The sequence below is a fragment of the Pseudarthrobacter sp. S3 genome, from assembly GCF_050156905.1.
Classification (GTDB): Bacteria; Actinomycetota; Actinomycetes; order Actinomycetales; family Micrococcaceae; genus Arthrobacter.
In genome coordinates, this window is sequence record NZ_CP189583.1 from 2,486,597 (window position 1) to 2,504,941 (window position 18,345).

Annotated in this window: 15 protein-coding genes and 1 pseudogene; 4 read left to right on the plus strand and 12 right to left on the minus strand. The window is 64.1% G+C overall.

Translation table 11 applies throughout. The annotated features are described in order from the left end of the window. Positions 1-19 precede the first annotated feature (19 nt). From istB to nrdH, 7 genes and pseudogenes are all read right to left on the minus strand, one after another. Positions 20-777: pseudogene (gene istB / locus ACQCSV_RS11920) on the minus strand (IS21-like element helper ATPase IstB). Continuing rightward, on the minus strand, positions 774-1,775 hold the full coding sequence (locus ACQCSV_RS11925; RefSeq protein WP_426938495.1) for a Mu transposase domain-containing protein: 1,002 nt from the start codon (positions 1,773-1,775) through the stop codon (positions 774-776). Before ACQCSV_RS11925 ends, istB begins: the two are co-directional and overlap by 4 nt. Next, positions 1,717-2,016, minus strand: a complete 300-nt coding sequence (locus tag ACQCSV_RS11930; protein ID WP_426938496.1) for a hypothetical protein — start codon at positions 2,014-2,016, stop codon at positions 1,717-1,719. The genes ACQCSV_RS11925 and ACQCSV_RS11930 overlap by 59 nt, the downstream gene beginning before the upstream one ends. A gap of 300 nt (positions 2,017-2,316) precedes the next feature. Continuing rightward, positions 2,317-3,291 (minus strand): class 1b ribonucleoside-diphosphate reductase subunit beta, encoded by a 975-nt coding sequence (nrdF, locus tag ACQCSV_RS11935; RefSeq protein WP_024368367.1) that lies wholly within the window; start codon positions 3,289-3,291, stop codon positions 2,317-2,319. A 91-nt stretch (positions 3,292-3,382) separates the two neighbouring features. Further along, positions 3,383-5,503: a class 1b ribonucleoside-diphosphate reductase subunit alpha gene (gene nrdE, locus ACQCSV_RS11940; protein ID WP_354223568.1), complete on the minus strand. Its 2,121-nt coding sequence runs from the start codon at positions 5,501-5,503 to the stop codon at positions 3,383-3,385. A gap of 65 nt (positions 5,504-5,568) precedes the next feature. Next, entirely contained in the window at positions 5,569-6,042 is a 474-nt protein-coding gene (gene nrdI, locus ACQCSV_RS11945) for a class Ib ribonucleoside-diphosphate reductase assembly flavoprotein NrdI (RefSeq protein ID WP_354154904.1), read from the minus strand. Between the two features lie 57 nt (positions 6,043-6,099). Then, entirely contained in the window at positions 6,100-6,345 is a 246-nt protein-coding gene (gene nrdH / locus ACQCSV_RS11950) for a glutaredoxin-like protein NrdH (protein ID WP_009356333.1), read from the minus strand. Between the two features lie 404 nt (positions 6,346-6,749). Here nrdH and ACQCSV_RS11955 point away from each other — a divergent pair, with 404 nt between their 5' ends. Further along, the gene (locus ACQCSV_RS11955; protein ID WP_354223555.1) at positions 6,750-7,271 is read left to right on the plus strand and encodes a TspO/MBR family protein; all 522 of its coding nucleotides are present in this window, start codon (positions 6,750-6,752) and stop codon (positions 7,269-7,271) included. Positions 7,272-7,280: 9 nt separating this feature from the next. Here ACQCSV_RS11955 and ACQCSV_RS11960 read toward each other — a convergent pair whose 3' ends face one another. Further along, the gene (locus ACQCSV_RS11960; protein ID WP_426939560.1) at positions 7,281-9,077 is read right to left on the minus strand and encodes a long-chain-fatty-acid--CoA ligase; all 1,797 of its coding nucleotides are present in this window, start codon (positions 9,075-9,077) and stop codon (positions 7,281-7,283) included. 135 nt (positions 9,078-9,212) lie between these two features. On the opposite strand from ACQCSV_RS11960, the gene ACQCSV_RS11965 reads away from it, so the two are divergent. Then, on the plus strand, positions 9,213-10,697 hold the full coding sequence (locus ACQCSV_RS11965) for a DUF222 domain-containing protein (RefSeq protein ID WP_426938497.1): 1,485 nt from the start codon (positions 9,213-9,215) through the stop codon (positions 10,695-10,697). A 25-nt stretch (positions 10,698-10,722) separates the two neighbouring features. Here ACQCSV_RS11965 and ACQCSV_RS11970 read toward each other — a convergent pair whose 3' ends face one another. The 3 genes from ACQCSV_RS11970 to ACQCSV_RS11980 are packed head-to-tail and all read right to left on the minus strand — an operon-like array spanning position 10,723 to position 14,197. Further along, complete coding sequence (locus tag ACQCSV_RS11970; RefSeq protein ID WP_426938498.1) at positions 10,723-12,096, minus strand: class I SAM-dependent methyltransferase; 1,374 nt, start codon at positions 12,094-12,096, stop codon at positions 10,723-10,725. Next, positions 12,093-12,824, minus strand: a complete 732-nt coding sequence (locus ACQCSV_RS11975; RefSeq protein ID WP_426938499.1) for a DUF1365 domain-containing protein — start codon at positions 12,822-12,824, stop codon at positions 12,093-12,095. The genes ACQCSV_RS11970 and ACQCSV_RS11975 overlap by 4 nt, the downstream gene beginning before the upstream one ends. After that, entirely contained in the window at positions 12,821-14,197 is a 1,377-nt protein-coding gene (locus ACQCSV_RS11980) for an FAD-dependent oxidoreductase (protein WP_354154910.1), read from the minus strand. The genes ACQCSV_RS11975 and ACQCSV_RS11980 overlap by 4 nt, the downstream gene beginning before the upstream one ends. Positions 14,198-14,384: 187 nt before the next feature. On the opposite strand from ACQCSV_RS11980, the gene ACQCSV_RS11985 reads away from it, so the two are divergent. Together ACQCSV_RS11985 and ACQCSV_RS11990 are read left to right on the plus strand one after the other, a co-directional pair. After that, the gene (locus ACQCSV_RS11985) at positions 14,385-15,302 is read left to right on the plus strand and encodes a LysR family transcriptional regulator (RefSeq protein WP_426938500.1); all 918 of its coding nucleotides are present in this window, start codon (positions 14,385-14,387) and stop codon (positions 15,300-15,302) included. A gap of 45 nt (positions 15,303-15,347) precedes the next feature. Next, entirely contained in the window at positions 15,348-15,854 is a 507-nt protein-coding gene (locus ACQCSV_RS11990; protein WP_282330821.1) for a DUF2004 domain-containing protein, read from the plus strand. Positions 15,855-15,986: 132 nt separating this feature from the next. On the opposite strand, the gene metE is transcribed toward ACQCSV_RS11990, so the two are convergent. Beyond that, the gene (gene metE / locus ACQCSV_RS11995) at positions 15,987-18,320 is read right to left on the minus strand and encodes a 5-methyltetrahydropteroyltriglutamate--homocysteine S-methyltransferase (RefSeq protein WP_354223545.1); all 2,334 of its coding nucleotides are present in this window, start codon (positions 18,318-18,320) and stop codon (positions 15,987-15,989) included. Positions 18,321-18,345 lie beyond the last annotated feature (25 nt).

An 18,345-nucleotide genomic window follows, 5' to 3' on the forward strand; every position in this document is an offset into this window, starting at 1 on the left:
GGGGCCACGGGTTGTTGTTCTATTGTGCCGTACTGGCGGCAGGTTGGTGTTTTTTGAGGCGGTAGCTGTTGCCTTTGAGGCTGATGACGTCGGCGTGGTGGACGATCCGGTCGATCATGGCCGAGGCGATGGTCAGGTCTCCGAAGACGTCGCCCCAGCGGGCGAACGGGAGGTTAGACGTCAGAATCATGGACGCGTGTTCGTAGCGGCTCGAGACGAGCTGGAAGAACAGGTTCGCGGCGTCCTGATCGAACGGGATGTAGCCTACTTCGTCAATTATGAGGAGCCCGTAGCGGCGGAGTTGACCAGTTCCTGGGCGAGTTTCCCTCGGGAGTGGGCCTCCTGCAGTCGGGCGACCCAGCCCGTGGCGGAGTCGAAGAGGACCCGCTGCCCGGCCTTGGCTGCCTTGATGCCGATGCCGACCGCGAGGTGCGTTTTGCCGGTGCCGGGCGGCCCGAGGAGGACCACGTTTTTGGCCTCGGAGAGGAACACCCCGGTGCCCAGGTGCGCGATGAGGTTCCGGTCCGCGGAGGGCTGATGGTCGAAGTTGAACTCCTCCAGGTCCTTGTGGGCCGGGAACCGTGCGGCCTTGATCCGTGTTGCCGCGCCGGAGGCTTCGCGTTCGGAGACTTCCCGGGAGAGGACCGCGGCCAGGTACTCCTCATGGGACCAGCCGGCGTCCCGGGCCTGGTCCCCGAGCCGGCGGAACCCATCGCTGATCCGCGGTGCACGCAGGGCCCGGGCGTAGTACTCGATCTGTGACGGTGTCCCGCTCATGACGCCACCTCCAGGACCAGGTTCGGCTGCTGGCCGAGGTCGATGCCGAAGATCTCGTCGTAGGCGGCCAGATCCCGCACCTCCACCGCTTCCTCGGGTTCGGGGCGGTGCACCCGCTGGGTCCGGAAGTCCCGGCGCATGACCGCCGCGCGGGCCACATGGGCCGGATCGGTCAGGACCAGGTGCCGGGCCCATGCCCGGACATGGGTGGCGATGATGACACCCTCATGAGTGACCCAGACAGTGTCCAGATCAGCAGTGACATCCACGATCCTCCCAATGAACGAAGGGTCCACGGAATAGTCGTTGGAGAACACCCGCACGTAGTAATCCCGCGGGAGCCGCACCGCGTTGCGGAACACCGCCTCCGGGGTCACCGGCGGCAGTTCCCGCATCCTCTCCCGGTCCAGGACGATCAGCTCGTCAGGGCGGCCGTGGCGGGACCGCGAGTACCGGTGATTGGCCTTGGGCAGCCAGTCCTCCAGCTGGCCGTTGAAATCCGCTGGTGAGCGGAAGTCCCGGCCCGGCATGAACCGTTGACGGAAGAACCTGTTCATCCGTTCGACCATGCCCTTGGACTCCGGATCTCGCGGCGGAAGCAGCTTAATCTCCAGTCCTAGGGACCCGGCGAACGCCGCCACCGGCTCCGTCGGTTTGCGCCGGCCGATGCCGGACTCGTTGTCCCACAACAGCCGCGACGGAACCGCCTGAGCGTCCTGCAGCAGAGTCCACATCCCGCCCAGAAGATCCGGCGTCGTCCGCGACGGCAGCATCCGTGCCTGGATGAATCCCGAGAACGCCGAGGTCATCACCAGCACCGGTGGCGTGTCGTTCTGGCCCGCACCGACGGGCAGCGGCTCGTGCGGGAACCAGAGATCGCACTGCACCTGGAACCCCGGCTCGTGGACCAGACGGTCGGCCGGGTCAGGCGGGGCGTATTCAGGCCGGATCGCGGCGACCTTCGCCCGGAACAACGACGCGGAACCAGACCAACCCACCCGCTCCGCCAGCGTCGCTGCCGGCCGTCGGCGTCTTCACCAACAACTCACGCACCCTGGGAGCAAACGCATCAAAACTCGACACCCCGGCCGCCCGCTGATACTTCGGCGCCCGGTCCGACTCCAAAGCCCGATCCACCGTTCCGCGGGAAACCCCCACGATCCTGCCGATCTCACGCTTCGAGTGCTTGCCCGTCGAAAACAGGTGGCGTATCTCCGCCCAATCATCCAAATTGATCACCTTCCATAATGGTCGGTGGCCCTATTTTCAGTTGGCGTTCCTGGCCCTATTTTCGGTTGGCGTTAACACTCATTGAGGCCGAGGAGCGAGAGATGGCGACGGCCGAATAAATTGACTCTCTACACTAGCGCGGAGATGGATCTCTAGTCCGGCAGTAGGGGCTGGAAGTGCTCTTCCGCGCGACAGGTATATGGCTGATGAGTAATACGCTACAAAAATAAAAGACGGGCCCATCTGCTTTAGCAGATGGGCCCGTCTAGTTACAGGAACATCGTTGGTGGTGTGGTGTTGTTGTTGTTGCTAGAAGTCCCAGTCGTCATCCTCAGTATTAACGGCCTTACCGATGACGTACGAGGACCCGGACCCGGAGAAGAAGTCGTGGTTCTCGTCGGCGTTCGGCGACAGCGCCGAGAGGATGGCCGGGTTCACGTCGGTGACGGAGGCCGGGAACATGGCCTCGTAGCCCAGGTTCATCAGCGCCTTGTTGGCGTTGTAGTGCAAGAACTTCTTGACGTCCTCGGCCAGGCCGACGGAGTCGTAAAGGTCATGCGTGTACTGCACCTCGTTCTCGTACAGCTCGAAGAGCAGCTCGAACGTGTAGTCCTTGATCTCCTGCTTGCGCTCCTCGGACAGGCCCTCCAGGCCCTTCTGGAACTTATAGCCGATGTAGTAGCCGTGCACGGCTTCGTCGCGGATGATCAGGCGGATCAGGTCGGCCGTGTTCGTCAGCTTGGCCCGTGAGGACCAGTACATGGGCAGGTAGAAGCCCGAGTAGAACAGGAAGGACTCCAGCAGGGTGGAGGCCACCTTGCGCTTCAGGGGATCGTCACCCTGGTAGTAGTCCATGACAATCTGGGCCTTCTTCTGAAGGTTCACGTTCTCTGTGGACCAGCGAAAGGCCTCGTCGATCTCCTTGGTGGAGGCCAGCGTGGAAAAGATTGAGGAGTAGCTCTTGGCGTGCACGGATTCCATGAACGCAATGTTCGTGTAGACGGCTTCCTCGTGCGGGGTGATCGCGTCAGGAATCAACGAGACGGCGCCGACGGTGCCCTGGATGGTGTCCAGCAGGGTCAGGCCCGTGAACACGCGCATGGTGAGCTGCTGCTCGTCCGGAGTCAGCGTGGCCCACGACTGCACGTCGTTGGAGAGCGGGATCTTCTCGGGCAGCCAGAAGTTGTTGACCAGACGGTTCCAGACGTCTACGTCCTTATCGTCCTGGATGCGGTTCCAGTTGATCGCTTCGACGTGGCTAAGCAGCTTGACCTTCTCGGTCATGTCATCCCCTAAAAGTTGGGTTGTTCTTTGAAGTTAAGCGTACGACGGCGGGCGGGCGCCCGCCGTCGTACTGGCCAGATTTAGTTGAAGATTAAAGCATGCAGCTGACGCAGCCGTCCACCTCAGTTCCCTCCAGCGCGAGCTGGCGGAGACGGATGTAGTAAATGGTCTTGATGCCCTTCTTCCAGGCGTAGATCTGGGCCCGGTTGATGTCGCGCGTGGTGGCCGTGTCCTTGAAGAACAGCGTCAGGGACAGGCCCTGGTCCACATGCTGGGTGGCTGCGGCGTAGGTGTCGATGACCTTCTCGTAGCCGAGCTCGTACGCGTCCTGGTAGTACTCCAGGTTGTCGTTCGTCAGGTACGGGGCCGGATAGTACACGCGGCCCAGCTTGCCTTCCTTGCGGATCTCGATCTTGGACGCCACCGGGTGGATCGAGGAGGTGGAGTTGTTGATGTAGGAGATCGAGCCCGTCGGCGGGACGGCCTGCAGGTTCTGGTTGTAGATGCCGTGCTCCATGACGGAAGCCTTCAGCTCGCGCCAGTCATCCTGGGTGGGGATGTGGATGTTCTTGAACAGTTCCGCAACCTTGGCGGTCTGCGGCACCCACTCCTGCTCCGTGTACTTGTCGAAGAACTCACCCGACGCGTACTTGGACTTCTCGAAGCCGCCGAAGGTCTGCCCGGTCTGGATGGACAGCAGGTTCGAGGCGCGGACCGCGTGGTACACCACCGAGTAGAAGTAGATGTTGGTGAAGTCCAGGCCCTCTTCGGAACCGTAGTGGACCCGCTCGCGGGCCAGGTAGCCGTGCAGGTTCATCTGGCCCAGGCCGATGGCGTGGGACTGGTCGTTACCGCGGGCAATGGACGGCACCGAGGTGATGTTGGACATGTCCGAGACTGCCGAGAGGGACCGGATGGCCGTCTCGATGGTCAGGCCGAAGTCCGGGCTGTCCATGGCCTTCGCAATGTTCAGCGAACCCAGGTTGCAGGAGATGTCCTTGCCGGTCTCGGCGTAGGACAGGTCATCGTTGTACGTGGTGGGCTGGGAAACCTGGAGGATTTCCGAGCACAGGTTGGACATGATGATCTTGCCGTCGATCGGGTTTTCCCGGTTCACGGTGTCCTCGAACATGATGTACGGGTAGCCGGATTCGAACTGGATCTCGGCGAGGGTCTGGAAGAACTCGCGCGCCTTGATCTTGGTCTTCTTGATCCGGGAGTCGTCCACCATCTCGTAGTACTTCTCGGTGACCGAGACGTCGGAGAACGGCATGCCGTAGACGCGTTCGACGTCGTACGGGGAGAACAGGTACATGTCCTCGTCCTTCTTGGCCAGCTCGAACGTGATGTCCGGGATGACAACGCCCAGCGAGAGGGTCTTGATGCGGATCTTCTCATCCGCGTTCTCGCGCTTGGTGTCCAGGAAGCGGTAGATGTCCGGGTGGTGCGCGTGCAGGTACACCGCACCGGCACCCTGGCGGGCACCGAGCTGGTTGGCGTAGGAGAAGCTGTCCTCGAGGAGCTTCATCACGGGGATGACGCCGGAGGACTGGTTCTCGATCTGCTTGATCGGGGCACCCACTTCGCGGATGTTGGTCAGCGCGAACGCCACACCGCCGCCGCGCTTGGACAGCTGCAGCGCCGAGTTGATGGACCGGCCGATCGATTCCATGTTGTCTTCGATGCGCAGCAGGAAGCAGGAGACCAGCTCGCCGCGCTGGCGCTTGCCGGCGTTCAGGAAGGTGGGGGTGGCCGGCTGGAAGCGGCCTTCGATGATCTCGTCCACCATCTGCAGGGCGAGCTTCTCGTCACCGCGGGCCAGGTGCAGGGCCACCATGCAGACGCGGTCCTCGTAGCGCTCCAGGAAGCGGTTGCCGTCGAACGTCTTCAGCGTGTAGGACGTGTAGAACTTGAACGCGCCCAGGAAGGTTTCGAAACGGAACTTCTTCTTGTACGCGCGGTTGTAGAGCTCGCGGATGAAGTTCATCGTGTACTGGTCGAGGGTTTCGCGCTCGTAGTACTGGTTCTTCACCAGGTAGTCGAGCTTCTCTTCCAGGTCATGGAAAAAGACGGTGTTGTTGTTCACGTGCTGCAGGAAGTACTGGTGTGCAGCTTCGCGGTCGGCCTCGAACTGGATCTCTCCGTTGGGGCCGTACAGGTTCAGCATGGCGTTGAGCTCGTGATAGCCCAGCCCCTTATAGGCGGCCGGCATCTCGGGCTTTTCGACGGCGGCACTCCGCTTTTCGGCAGCGGCGGTGCCCTGGCCTTCGGCCCTGGTTACTTCTGTGTCTGCGACAGTCGTGTCCAAAACGTGTCCAATCCATTGTGTACGCGGGCGACGTCTTCTGGCGTGCCCATAAGTTCAAATCTGTAGAGCCTGGGGACGTTGCATTTGGCGGCAATGATGTCCGCGGCCATGCAGTAGTTGTCCCCGAAGTTTGTGTTGCCTGCACCGATAACCCCGCGGATCAGTTGCCTGTTCTGCGGGTCGTTCAGAAAGCGGATCACCTGCTTGGGTACGGAGCCCTCTCCCCCGGTGCCCCCGTAGGTCGGCACTACCAGCACGTAAGGCCGGGTGGCGAGGAGGGGTGCATCCTTTGCATGGAGCGGGATCCGTGCCAGCTCACGTCCGAGCTTCGCGACAAAGCGGCTGGTGTTCTCGGAGGTGGAGGAAAAGTAGATGAGCTGGCTCTGTGTGGTGACAGGCGCCAACGGGGCCACCTGGGCCCTGGCTACTGCCAGTGCTGACACGGGAGTCACCTCATGTGTGCGGATTGAAAGTTGCCGGCTGGCGAAAAGTTTAAGGCCTTAGGCCACGGAGGAAACGGCAGACAGTGCCAGTTCCTCGATCTTGTCCGGGCGGAAGCCTGACCAGTGGTCCTGGTCCGTGACTACAACAGGTGCCTGCATGTAGCCCAGCGCCTTCAGACGCTCGAGGGCATCGGCGTCCTGGGAGATGTCAACGCTCTGGTAAGTGATGCCCTTTTTGTCCAGCGCACGGTAGGTTGCGTTGCACTGTACACACGCAGGTTTGGTGTAAACCGTAACGGTCATTGTCCCTGTCCCCTTTATCGAAATCTTCGCTCGTCTAGTCCTGCCCAAGCTGTACGTCGATACTACATGTAGTGCAGACGGCTCTTCGGAACCCCAAGATGATGTATTACAAGTATGTCATTTAATGCACTTTTAATCCACAGGCAAGCGCCTGCGAAATGTCCGGAATCCCGCCATTTTTGCGGACGAAATCCACACCCTGTGGAGTACTTAGCCACAATTAACCCCCAGCGTGTCGCGTACGGGACGGCGTGTCGCTGCTGGTGGCGAGGCACTGGAAATGAGTGCATGGCCACTACATCTAGTGGCGCCTGACACGCGACGACGGACGCAACGGGCCTACCATCGATTATGGCGGGGCTCCGCCCGGCGCGGGGACAATCGACGGGAACAGAGGATCTGACATGAAGCTGAAGACGTTGGTTTTCACGACGGTCGCCACCGCCGCTTCGGCTGCTGCCGGTGGCGTTGCCACCGATCCGGGCAGCTCCTGGTACCTCCGGCTGCGCAAGCCGGGCTGGCAGCCGCCCGCCATTGCCTTCCCCGTCGTGTGGACGGCCCTGTATGCGGACCTCGCGCTGACTTCGGCCGTCGCCCTGGACAGTGCTGGGGCGGCCGCGGCTCCACTAGCCGGCGGGTCCGACAGACAGCAGGAAATCCGCGCCTATCGTGGCGCCCTGGCCGCAAACCTCATTCTCAATGCTGCATGGAGTTGGCTTTTCTGGCGCTCCCGCCGGCCATGGCTGGCCGCGGCGGAATGCGCTGTGCTGGCGGCCAGCAGCGCGGACCTGGTCCGCAGAACCTACCGGCTCAACCGCACCGCGGGCAGTTCGCTTGCCCCCTACGCCGCGTGGTGCGGCTTCGCCACCGTGCTGTCCAGTGCAATCGCGCGGCTGAACTCCGGAACCGGCGTCCGGCGCAAATAGTCTGCCGGTTCAACCCATAGCTGCGATGCTGTCCCGGATCTCCCGGCGCAGGACTTTGCCGATGAGCGAACGCGGGAGGGAATCGAGCACCACCACCCGGCGGGGCACCTTGTAGGCAGTCAGCTGTGCCCGGGCATAAGCCAGGAGAGCGGCAGGATCGATGGTGGTCCCCGGGATGGGCACCACGGCGGCTACCACGTCCTCGCCCCCGCCGGGCCGGGGCAACCCCACCACGGAGACTTCCGAAATGCCCGGGAAGGTGGCCAACACGTCCTCCACCTCACTGGGCGAAACGTTGAAGCCGCCGGTGATGATCAGTTCCTTGATTCTGTCCCGGATGGTGACGAAGTAGTCATCATCTACCGAGACGATGTCGCCGGTGCGGAACCAGCCGCCGTCGAGCAATGAATCTTCGGTCTCCTCCGGCCGGTTCCAGTAGCCGGAAAATACCTGCGGGCCGCGGATCAGGAGTTCGCCCTCCTCCCCCGGGGCACGGTCCAGGGCCACGTTCTTCGGATCCACCACCCTGATGTCTGTCAGCGGGAACGGCACACCCACGGTGCCGGGCTTCCTGCTCGGTCCGAAGGGGTTCCCAATGGCGATAGGGGAAGTTTCGGTCAGCCCGTAGCCTTCGATGAGGTAACCACCCGTCGCTTTCTCCCAGGTCTCCACCGTCTCTGTGGGCAGGTTCATGGCCCCGGAGATGGAAAACCGGATGCTTTCCAGCCCTATGCCGCGTTGCGCCGCCGCGACCGCAATGCGGTCATAGATCGGCGGTACGGCAGGCAGAAACGTGGCGGGAGACTTCTTGAGCGCCTTCAACACGAGGTCCACGTCGAACTTGGGGAACAGAACCAGCTTCGCGCCGATGCTGAGGGCGAACGTCATGCACAGGGTGAGGCCATAAGCGTGGAACATCGGCAGCACCGCATAGACGGTCTCTTTGCCCTCCTTCAGCCCGGGCACCCACGCACGGCCCTGTGCGGCATTGGCCCGCAGATTGGCGTGGGTGAGCATGGCGCCCTTCGGCAAGCCGGTGGTGCCGGACGTGTACTGGAGGACGGCAAGGTCCCGGGCGCCGGGCCGCGGATGTTTCTTCTTGAGCTCTCCAGCTTCGAGGAGTTGCCTCCAGGGCAGCACCGGGCGCGTGCCGGGCGCCGGGCCGCCCCTGGGTTCGCCCCTGGGTTCGCCCCTGCCGACGGTGAGGGCGGCACGGGCCTTCCGGGCGGCGGGTACCGGAAGCTGCAGCGCCAGGCGCTGCAGCAGCGGCATCGCCGAGATGAGCTCCACCGAGACAATAGTGCGGAGCCCGACGTCGGCCGGCAGCTGGCGGACCCGCTCCACAGCCTTGTCCCAAACGATCGCGACGGCGGACTCATGGTCCTCGAACAGGTGCCGCAGTTCGCGGTCCGTGTAGAGCGGATTGTGCTCGACCACCACGGCGCCGAGGCGCAGCACGGCATGGAAGGCGACCACGTGCTGGGGACAGTTCGGCATCACGAGGGCCACCCTGTCGCCGGATTTGACACCCAGTTTCTTCAGGCCCGCGGCGGCCTGGCTGATCAGTTTTCCGAGCTCACGGTAGGTAGTGCCGGCGCCGAAGAACTCCAAAGCGGTCTTGGACCCGTAGCGCCGCACGGACGTGTCCATGAGGTCCACCAGCGAACCCTCGGGGAGCACCAGATCCGCCGGGACACCCGTCCCATAGGAACTGGTCCATGGACGCCCACTCCATGGCTGACCCGGCTGGGCTTCCGCACACTGCCCCGTATCGCCGCCGGGCGCCTGCCGCGTGGTCTTCTTCATCATCAGTCCTTGCCGCCGGAATTTGCCGAGTGTGCGCGCTGACCTGCACGCCGCAAGAATCCTACCGGGCCGCAGACGGATGAGCGGTCCTTTCGCCGCCGCTTGAATGTCAGACCCCCTTGTCATGATGGATATATGAGGAACCCGGCAGTGGCAAAGGCATATGCGGACATCACCGCAGCCGTTGCTATGCTCACCGGCGTCGTGAACGAACACGGTTCCGGTGGACTTTCAGCGGAGGGCGATCCGTTGCCGGGATTGTCCGAAGATTGCCTCGACATTCTGATTGGGGCTGCGGCAGTGGATGCGCAGATGGCGGCAGTGAAGGCCGGGGCTGCCGTGAAGTACGCAGATATTGCCCGGGCGGTGGCTCCTCCGGATGCTTCGGTCCAGGCGCAGGAGATGGCAGTCACGGCGGAGGTTGGGTGTGCCCTGACTATCGGTGACCGGGCGGCCGATTCGTTCCTGGGGGTCTCCCACGCACTGACCAATACATTGCCGTTGACCATGGCCGCCCTGCAGTCCGGAACCATCTCCTGGCAGCACGCCCGGGTCATGGCGGACGAAGCCGCCACCCTTGACCAGGCCGGTGCCGCCGCGCTTGAGGCCCACTTCCTGGACCCGGACGCTCCGGGCTCGGCCAGTGGGTGTCCCGCCGGCGAAATGCCGGCATTCCGGTTCCGGCACAAGGCCCGTACCTGGCGCGAACGCCACCACGCCGAGAGCATCGAGAAACGCCACGCGAAAGGTGTCCTGGACCGTCGCATCGAGTACGCGCCGGACCAGGACGGGATGGCCTGGCTTTCGGCTTACCTCCCGGCGGACCAGGCGGTCGCAATCTGGAACCGGACCACCGCTGTGGCTCGTGGTTTACAAGGCCCCGACGAGCCCCTGACTCTCACCCAACTCCGGGCGGACGTTTTCGCCGCCGCCCTCCTTGGCAACGGAAACCATGGCAACGGAAACCATGGCAGCAACGGGAGCGCTGAGGGAAGCGAACCCGGACGGGTTCCGCCGCCGCGGGCCGAAGTCTTGGTGACGGTCCCGGTGTTCTCCCTGCTCGGCGCCACCGATGAGCCAGCGATGCTGGACGGCTATGGCCCCATCCCGGCATCGATGGCCCGGGACGTCGTGGCGAACGGTGCCGACTCGTTCTATCGGGTCCTGATTGACCCCAGGGACGGGGCTCCGCTGGAGATCGGGCGGTCCAGTTACCGGCTGAGCAAGGCCATGCGGCAGTGGTTGCGACTGCGGGACGGCAAGTGTCCCTTCCCGGGCTGCAGCAACAACTCACTGGACAACGAGGCCGACCATATCCTCGCCTGGGCCAAGGGCGGCACCACCGGGGTCTCGAATCTGGGACAGCCATGCCCCAAACACCACAAACTCCGGCACAACGGAGGCTGGCAACCCACACCAGCCTCCAAAACCGAACCACCAGGCTGGATTTCCCCCTCGGGCAGGCGCTATACAAGTGAACATCAAGACTGGGAACCACCTCACTGGCCCAACCAACTCAAACCCCAGGAAACTCTCCCGGACGGCTACCCGGACCTTGTCCACATCGGACTTTCGCTTGGGGAAGAGGGATTGGAGAGGCTCTTCCATGTCCGGGCTTAAGAAGGGCCGATCGGCGGGACCGTTGCTACAGCTGGGCCTCCCGGCGATCCAGGACAATCTGCTGCACGTCCAGATAGCCGGACTGGAAACCCGCCCGTGAATAGCACAGATAGAACAGCCACATCCGCTGGAACACCGCGTCAAAGCCGAGCCCGCCGACTTCCGCCGAACGCGCGATGAACTGTTCCTCCCAGAGGCGGAGGGTCGCGGCGTAGTGATCGCCCAGGCCCATCCGCTCCCGCACCCGCAACGTGGTGTGCTGCTGGGTCACGCTTTCAATGGCCCGCACGGACGGCAGGAAGCCCCCGGGGAAGATGTACTTGTGCACCCAGGTGTAGGCGTTGCGCGTGGCCAGCATGCGGCCGTGCGGCATGGTGATGGCCTGGATGGCCACCTTCCCACCCGGGGCCAGCACGCGGTCGATGGTCTGGAAGAAAATGGGCCAGTACTCATAACCAACCGCCTCGATCATCTCCACTGACACAATGGCGTCAAACTCGCCTTCCACGGCCCGGTAGTCCTGCAGCGCCACGGTCACCCGGTCTGCGTAGCCGGCGGCGGCAATGCGTTCCTGCGCCAGCGCCCGCTGTTCACTGGAGAGCGTCACACTGTAGACAGTGGCACCGCGGGCTGCTGCCCGGAGGGCCAATTCACCCCAGCCGGTGCCGATCTCCAGCAGCCGCGTGCCCGATCCGACGCCGGCCTTGTCCAGCAGCCTGTCGATCTTGGCCTGTTGGGCCTCCGCCAACGCGTCCCACGGGACCGAATCCAGTGCACCGTCACTCAGCGGGAAAAGCGCCGAGGAGTAGCTCATGGTGGTGTCCAGGAAGTTGGAGAAGAGCTCGTTGGAGAGGTCGTAGTGCCGCGAGATGTTGCTGCGGGTGTTCTGCTCTTCATTGCGTTCCTGCCGCGGCGTCCGCGGCAGGTACAGGTTCCGCAGCCTCTGCAGCGGTGCGGGGATCAGGGTGTCCACGGACGCGGCGAAGACCTCCAGCACCCCGGCGAGGTCCGACGCTTCCCAATCCCCCGCCATAAATGATTCGCCCAGCCCGATCAGGCCGTTGTCCCCGATCCGCAGATTGAATGCTGCCGGCCTGACCATGGTCATCACCGGCGCGTCCGGGCCGCCGGTGCCCAGCACTGAACCGTCCGGGTAGGCAACGCGCAGAGGCAGCCGTCGGACGGCCGCCTTGAACAGCAGGCCGGCGGCTTTGCCCGCCACCAGCGCTTTAGTTCCCGACGGCGCGTGGGCAACACCGGGCCATACGTCAGGATCAATGGTGTCCGGCGACGCCGGTACCCCGCCAGCAGTCTGCCCTGTCACCAGGTGCCGTGCGTCTGGCTTCGCGGCGGAAACCTCCGCAGTCGCGGCTGTTCCGTTTTCATCGGTCATGGTCATTGGACTGCCTCCTGTGAGGGGTGATGTGGTTTTTTGATGACTGGCAGGCGTCGTGCCCATAGTTTCATGCCCTGAATCCGGATCAGCGCCGAGACCAGCAGCGGCGCGGCCGGGACCGCAACGGCCGCTGCCAGGATGTTCCTGACGGTGGCCGGGCGCCGGTCCCCGTCCATGGTCGCGGCGAACGGCCGCTGCCCTTCCCGCTCCAGGACGATGGAGACGGACAGCCGCTGCTCCGGCGCGGGCAGCTTCATCCTGTACTGCCCGTCAACGTCATTGAACGGTGAAACGTAGAAGGCCTTGGGCACGCTGGCCCGCCCGGAAGGATCCGTTTCCAGGAGGTAGCAGTGGCGTTCGCCGTAGGTGTTGTGGACCTCGGCGATGACGCACTGCAGCTCCCCGGACATCCGATAGCACCAGAAGAGCGTGAGCGGGTTGAAGACGTGGCCGAAAACCCGGGCACTGGTCAGCATCCGGATGGCCCCGCCGTCGGGCTCCATCCCCCGGGTCCGCAGGTACCGTTCAACGTTGCTGCGGATGGTGGCCCCGGGATCGCCCAGGTGGTCGGCGGCCCGGAAGACAGCCAGCGGCCGCATGAACCCGGGCAGAACGGGGAGCCGGTCCACGTCCACAAACCAGCTGTAGCTCCTGTACGTGAACGCGTTCTTCAGCGGGCTCTGGCGCACGTGGGAAATGGACGTGCGGTAGATGGCTGCGGTTGAGCTCATGCGCCCTCCGAGGCGGAAAGCAGCTCAGGCTTGTGCGCCTGAATCCTGGGCGTATCCCAGGTGCGCCCCAGACTCGCTGCGGCACGGACACCGGCCAGGGCGCCATCTTCATGGAAGCCCCAGCCCAAGTAGGCGCCGGCGTAGGCGATGCGGTCATCGCTAAGGGCCGCAATACGCTGCTGTGCCCGCAGTGATTCAGGCGTGTACTGGGGGTGTTCGTAGACCATACGCTCCAGGACGCGGTTCTCCGCGATGAGCTCGGACTCCCCCAGGCTCACCAGGTAAGGCTGGCCATCCGACGGCTCAAGGCGCTGCAGCCGGGTGAGGTCGTAGCTGACCAGTACCTTGTCCGGCCGGGCTTTGCAGTCCGGGAGCCGGTAGTTCCAGGACGCCCTGGCATTCTCCGCGGTGGGCAGGACGGCCGCGTCCCGGTGGAAAACGGTGTGGTTGACGGAGTACGGCATCTGCCCGAGGGCTTCTTTTTCGGCCGGCGAGGCGTCCGCAAGGAAGCCCAGGGCCTGGGCCGGGTGCGTGGCTATGACCACTGCCTCGAAATCTTCAACTCCCTGTTCGGTGGTCAGTTCCACACCGAGCGCGTGGCGCCGGATACCGGTGACAGGACTGTTAAGCCGGATATCCGGCAACGTGGCTGCCAGTTTCTCCACGTACTGCCCCGAACCGCCGGTGACCGTCCGCCACTGCGGCGAACCCTTGACGCCCAGCATCCCGTGGTGTCCCAGGAAGGTGAAAAGGTACCGCGCCGGGTAGGACAGCGCTGTGGTGGGGTCACACGACCAGACCGCACTGACCACCGGCGTCATGAAATGCGAGATGAAGTACTTGCTGAAGCGCTCCTTTGCCAGGAATTCACCGAGGGTGGGCTCCGCGCCGCCCGCACCAGGGCCGGCGTCGGACGTTGGGCCCGCCTCAATCAGCGCCCGGGCCCTGCGGTAGAAGCGCATGACCTCCAGCAGCATCAGCAGGTAGCGTCCGCGCAGGAGACTGGACGGGCGCGCGATGATCCCGCGGCCGCCCCCACGGGCCCCGGCGTACTCCAGACCGCAGCCGTCACAGCGGACGGACATGCTCATTTCCGAATCCTGCGTCTCCACACCCAGCTCCGCGAACAGCCGCAACAGGGTGGGATAGGTCCGCTCGTTGTGGACAATGAAGCCGGTATCGATGCCGAGGGTGGATCCATCCGGCTGCGGAACGTCATGGGTGTGGGCGTGACCGCCCAGCCTGCTGTCCGCCTCAAAGAGGGTGACATTGTCGTGGCGGTTCAGGACATACGCGGCCGTCAGGCCCGCCACTCCACTGCCCACAACGGCAATGCGCCGCCCCTGCGGCTTGAAGGTCGAGTTCCCTGCCAAAAACACTGTTCTACTCCCCTGCTCGGACTTCGTGGTGCACTTGCTCGGTGCAAACTCTCTAGGGGCAGTTCGACGCCGTGGGGCCGGTGGATGACTGAGTTTGAAGTTATTCTTTGTGCCAGAATAAAGCGGGCCTTCCAGAACCGGTACCACACGGTGTTCAGGCGGCCCCGACCGAAGGACTGCCTTGGTAAATCCCGTTCATCTGAAGACTCTCCTCGAAGTTACCCGGTTGGGCTCGTTTGCGGCCGCAGCGGCACGCCTGGGATACACGGCGTCGGCGGTGTCGCAACAGATGTCCGCCCTGGAACGCGAGACGGGTGTGGTCCTGTTCCAGCGTTCGGCCCGCAGTGTGGTCCCCACCGAAGCCGCGGTGGTGATGACCCGGCACGCCGCGAAGGTCCTGACGGACATCGAAGCCCTGATGGCGGCAGCATCGAAGACGCACAGCAGCTCCAGCCAAGAGCTGCGGCTGGGAATCTTTCCCAGCCTGGCCACCTACGTCCTCCCCCGCATCCTTAAGAATCCGGCGTGGAAACACCTGGGCATCGACCTCAAGGTGTCCGTGGCCGAGCCGGCCCAGACCATCCAGGGACTGCGCACCGGCGGGGAGCTGGATGTGGCGTTGGTCTTTCAGGTGGGCCAGTCGGGGCTCGCCTGGCCGCACACCATCAACCGGCAGTGGATCGGCGACGACAACTTCCGCGTGGTGCTGCCCGCGGGCTGGGGGTTCCGCACGGACGCCAAGGTGGCGGCGGACCATTTGTCCGAACTGCCCTGGATCATGCACCACCCCGGGAGCCCCGATGCCGTGGTCATCGAACGGCTCTTTGCCAGCTGCAACCTGCATCCGCGCGTGGTGGCCCATAGCGACGATTTCCATGCCAGCCTCGAAATGGCGGCCGCCGGACTGGGCGCCGCACTGGTGCCCGAGCTCGCATTGCGGCACTGGCCGGCCGGAGTTGTGGTGCTGGACGTTCCAGAGATCCGGCTGGCACGGAACGTGTTTGCCCTGCTCATCAACGAGAAGAAGACCGCCCGGGTGCAGCTGTTTGTGGACCTGCTCGCCGAAACGCTGGCTGGCCTGGGGGCTGCAGGGAATTAGTCCCGAATGCTGGAAAGCGCAGCACTTGGGGTCTATGTTGAAGGTATGAACAGGGTAGCGAGCCAGCACTTTGGAGAAATCGAGCTCAACCACGGCAGGGATCACAACATCGCCGCCAAACATGAGCTGGGTGGCCAGTTACTGGAACTCGACCTGAATATTGACGCACACGACCACTTTGACGAAGCGGCCATGCACAAAGTGGACTACCGGTTGCGGTTCCTTCCCGAACTTGTGGACGAGGTCCGGCAGATGATCGCCGAGGAGCTGGAGCAGGAAGGCACCAGCCCGCAGGAATACCTTCACTTCCACTGCAGCGCGCTGAAGGACGAACACCTGCAGAAAGTCTTTGGCGTTGAAGAGCGCAGCCAGCTCACCAATGATGTGTTCCTCAAGGCCCTCAAGCTTGGCCACGTGGGCATCTTCCCCGGCCAGCCGGAGCGCTACTTTGTCATGGACTTCACCTTGGGCGCCCACTTCACGGACGAGGTGCTGGTGGTAGCCGCTGACGAGGACGGCGTGGTGGACGACGAAATCCTCTGGGAGTCCTAAACACTCTTAACGCACGACGGCGGCCGGTCACCTTTTTGGTGACCGGCCGCCCGTTCGCTCGCTTCTCAAGGGCCAGCGCGGCAGGCCGCACTAGCCCTTGAGCCTCTTCGAGCTCTCTTAGTGAGACCGTTGTTACTTGGCGGATTCCAGCAGGCCGGCGCGGACCGTCTTGGTGGCCTTGACCAGGTTGCGCAGGGATTCTTCGGTCTCGGCGTAACCGCGGGTCTTCAGGCCGCAGTCCGGGTTGACCCAGAGCTGGCGGGACGGGACGTGCTTGACGGCGGTCGCCAGGAGCTCGGTGACCTCTGCTTCGCCTGGAACCCGCGGCGAGTGGATGTCGTAGACGCCAGGACCAACGCCGCGGCCGAAGCCGTGGGACTCGAGGTCGTGGACAACCTCCATGCGGGACCGTGCCGCTTCGATGGAGGTGACGTCTGCGTCGAGGCCGTCGATGGCGTCGATGATCACGCCGAACTCCGAGTAGCAGAGGTGGGTGTGGATCTGCGTGGCGTCAGCGGCACCGGCGGTGGCCAGGCGGAAAGAATCCACTGACCACTTCAGGTAGGCGGCGTGATCGTCCTTGCGCAGCGGCAGGAGTTCGCGCAGAGCGGGCTCATCCACCTGGATGACCTTGATGCCGGCAGCCTCGAGGTCCGCAATTTCGTCGCGCAAGGCCAGGCCAACCTGGTTGGCGGTCTCGCCGAGCGGCTGGTCATCGCGGACGAAGGACCAGGCAAGGATGGTGACCGGACCCGTAAGCATGCCCTTCATGGGCTTGCTGGTCAGCGACTGGGCGTACTCGGCCCAGGCCACCGTGATGGGGGCGCTGCGGGTGACGTCGCCCCAGAGGATGGACGGGCGCGTGCAGCGTGAGCCGTAGGACTGGACCCAGCCGTGGACCGTGACATCGAAGCCTTCGAGGTTCTCGGCGAAGTACTGGACCATGTCGTTGCGCTCGGGCTCGCCGTGCACAAGGACGTCGTAGCCGAGCTCTTCCTGCAGCTCAACAACGCGCTTAATCTCGTCCTTCATGAGCTGCTCGTACTGCTCGTTGGTGAGGGCGCCCTTGTTGTTGCGGGCTCGTGCCGAGCGGATCTCGGACGTCTGCGGGAAGGAGCCGATGGTGGTGGTGGGCAGCGGCGGAAGGTGCAGGGCCTCTTCCTGGGCAGCTTCCCGGACCGTGTAGGCGGACCGGCTGAAGTCCGCTGCGGTCAGTGCCTCGGTGCGGGCCCGGACGTCGTCGCGGCGGACGCCTTCGGCGATGGCACGGGCTGCGATGATGGCGGACGCCTCGTCGATGGCTGCCTGCGCGGAGGCCGGGTCGGCCAGGTAGGACGCGAGCGTCTTGACCTCTACGGCTTTCTGGTCGGCAAACGCGAGCCAGCTGCGCAGCTCTTCGGAGAGCTGGCCTTCTTCGGTGACGTCGTGCGGGACGTGCTGGGTGGAGGTGGAGGTGCTGACGGCGATCCGGCCGGCAGCAGCCTTCAGTTCGTCCAGCTTGGCGGCGGCGACGGCTAGGTCGTTGCGCCAGATGTTGTGGCCGTCAACGACGCCGGCAACCAGGGTCTTGTTGCCAAGGCCGGCCAGCGCAGCTGCGGACGGGGCTGCACCCTTGAAGGCGTCAATGTGCAGGGCGTCGATGTTCGTGGCGGCAAGTGTGCCCAGCTGTCCGTCGAGGGCACCGTAAGGGGTGGAGACGAGGATCTGGGGGCGCTTGGCTGCCGCGGAGAGAACTTCGTAGGTGCGGGCAACGGCTGCTTCGATTTCTGCGGCCGGGGTGTCCTGGTCAACAACCAGTGCGGGCTCGTCCAGCTGGATCCAGCTGGCGCCTGCTGCGGCGAGCTTCTCGAGCAGCTGTACGTAAACCGGCAGGACGTCTTCGAGGCGGGACAGCGGGGCGAAGCCTGCGGGGGCCTCATCGGATGCCTTGGAGAGCAGCAGGTAAGTGACCGGGCCGACGATGTACGGGCGGGTCTCGATGCCGTTGGCCAGGGCGAACTCGAATTCCTCAACAATGCGGTTGGAGGCGAGGGTGAACTCGGTCTCCGGGCCAATCTCCGGAACGAGGTAGTGGTAGTTCGTGTCGAACCACTTGGTCATTTCCAGCGGCTGCTGGTCCTTGGTGCCACGGGCCAGGGTGAAGTAGCCGTCGATGTCGAGCTGGCCTTCGGCGTTGAGGAGCTTGCCGAAGCGGGCCGGGACAGCGCCGAGGTGGGCGGTGGCGTCCAGGACCTGGTCGTAGTAGGAGAAGGTGCCCGGAACGGCGGCGGCTTCGGTGAGGCCCAGTTCCTGCAGGCGCTTGGCGATAGTCAGCTGGATGCCCTTGGCGGCGGCGTCCAGTGCAGCGGCGTCGATCTTGCCGGCCCAGTAGGCTTCGATGGCCTTCTTGAGCTCGCGGCGGCGGCCGATGCGCGGGTAGCCGAGGAGTGACGCGGCCGGGAACGGGGCGGTGTTCTGTTCAGTCATGGGAGATTCCTTGAGTGTTAGTGGA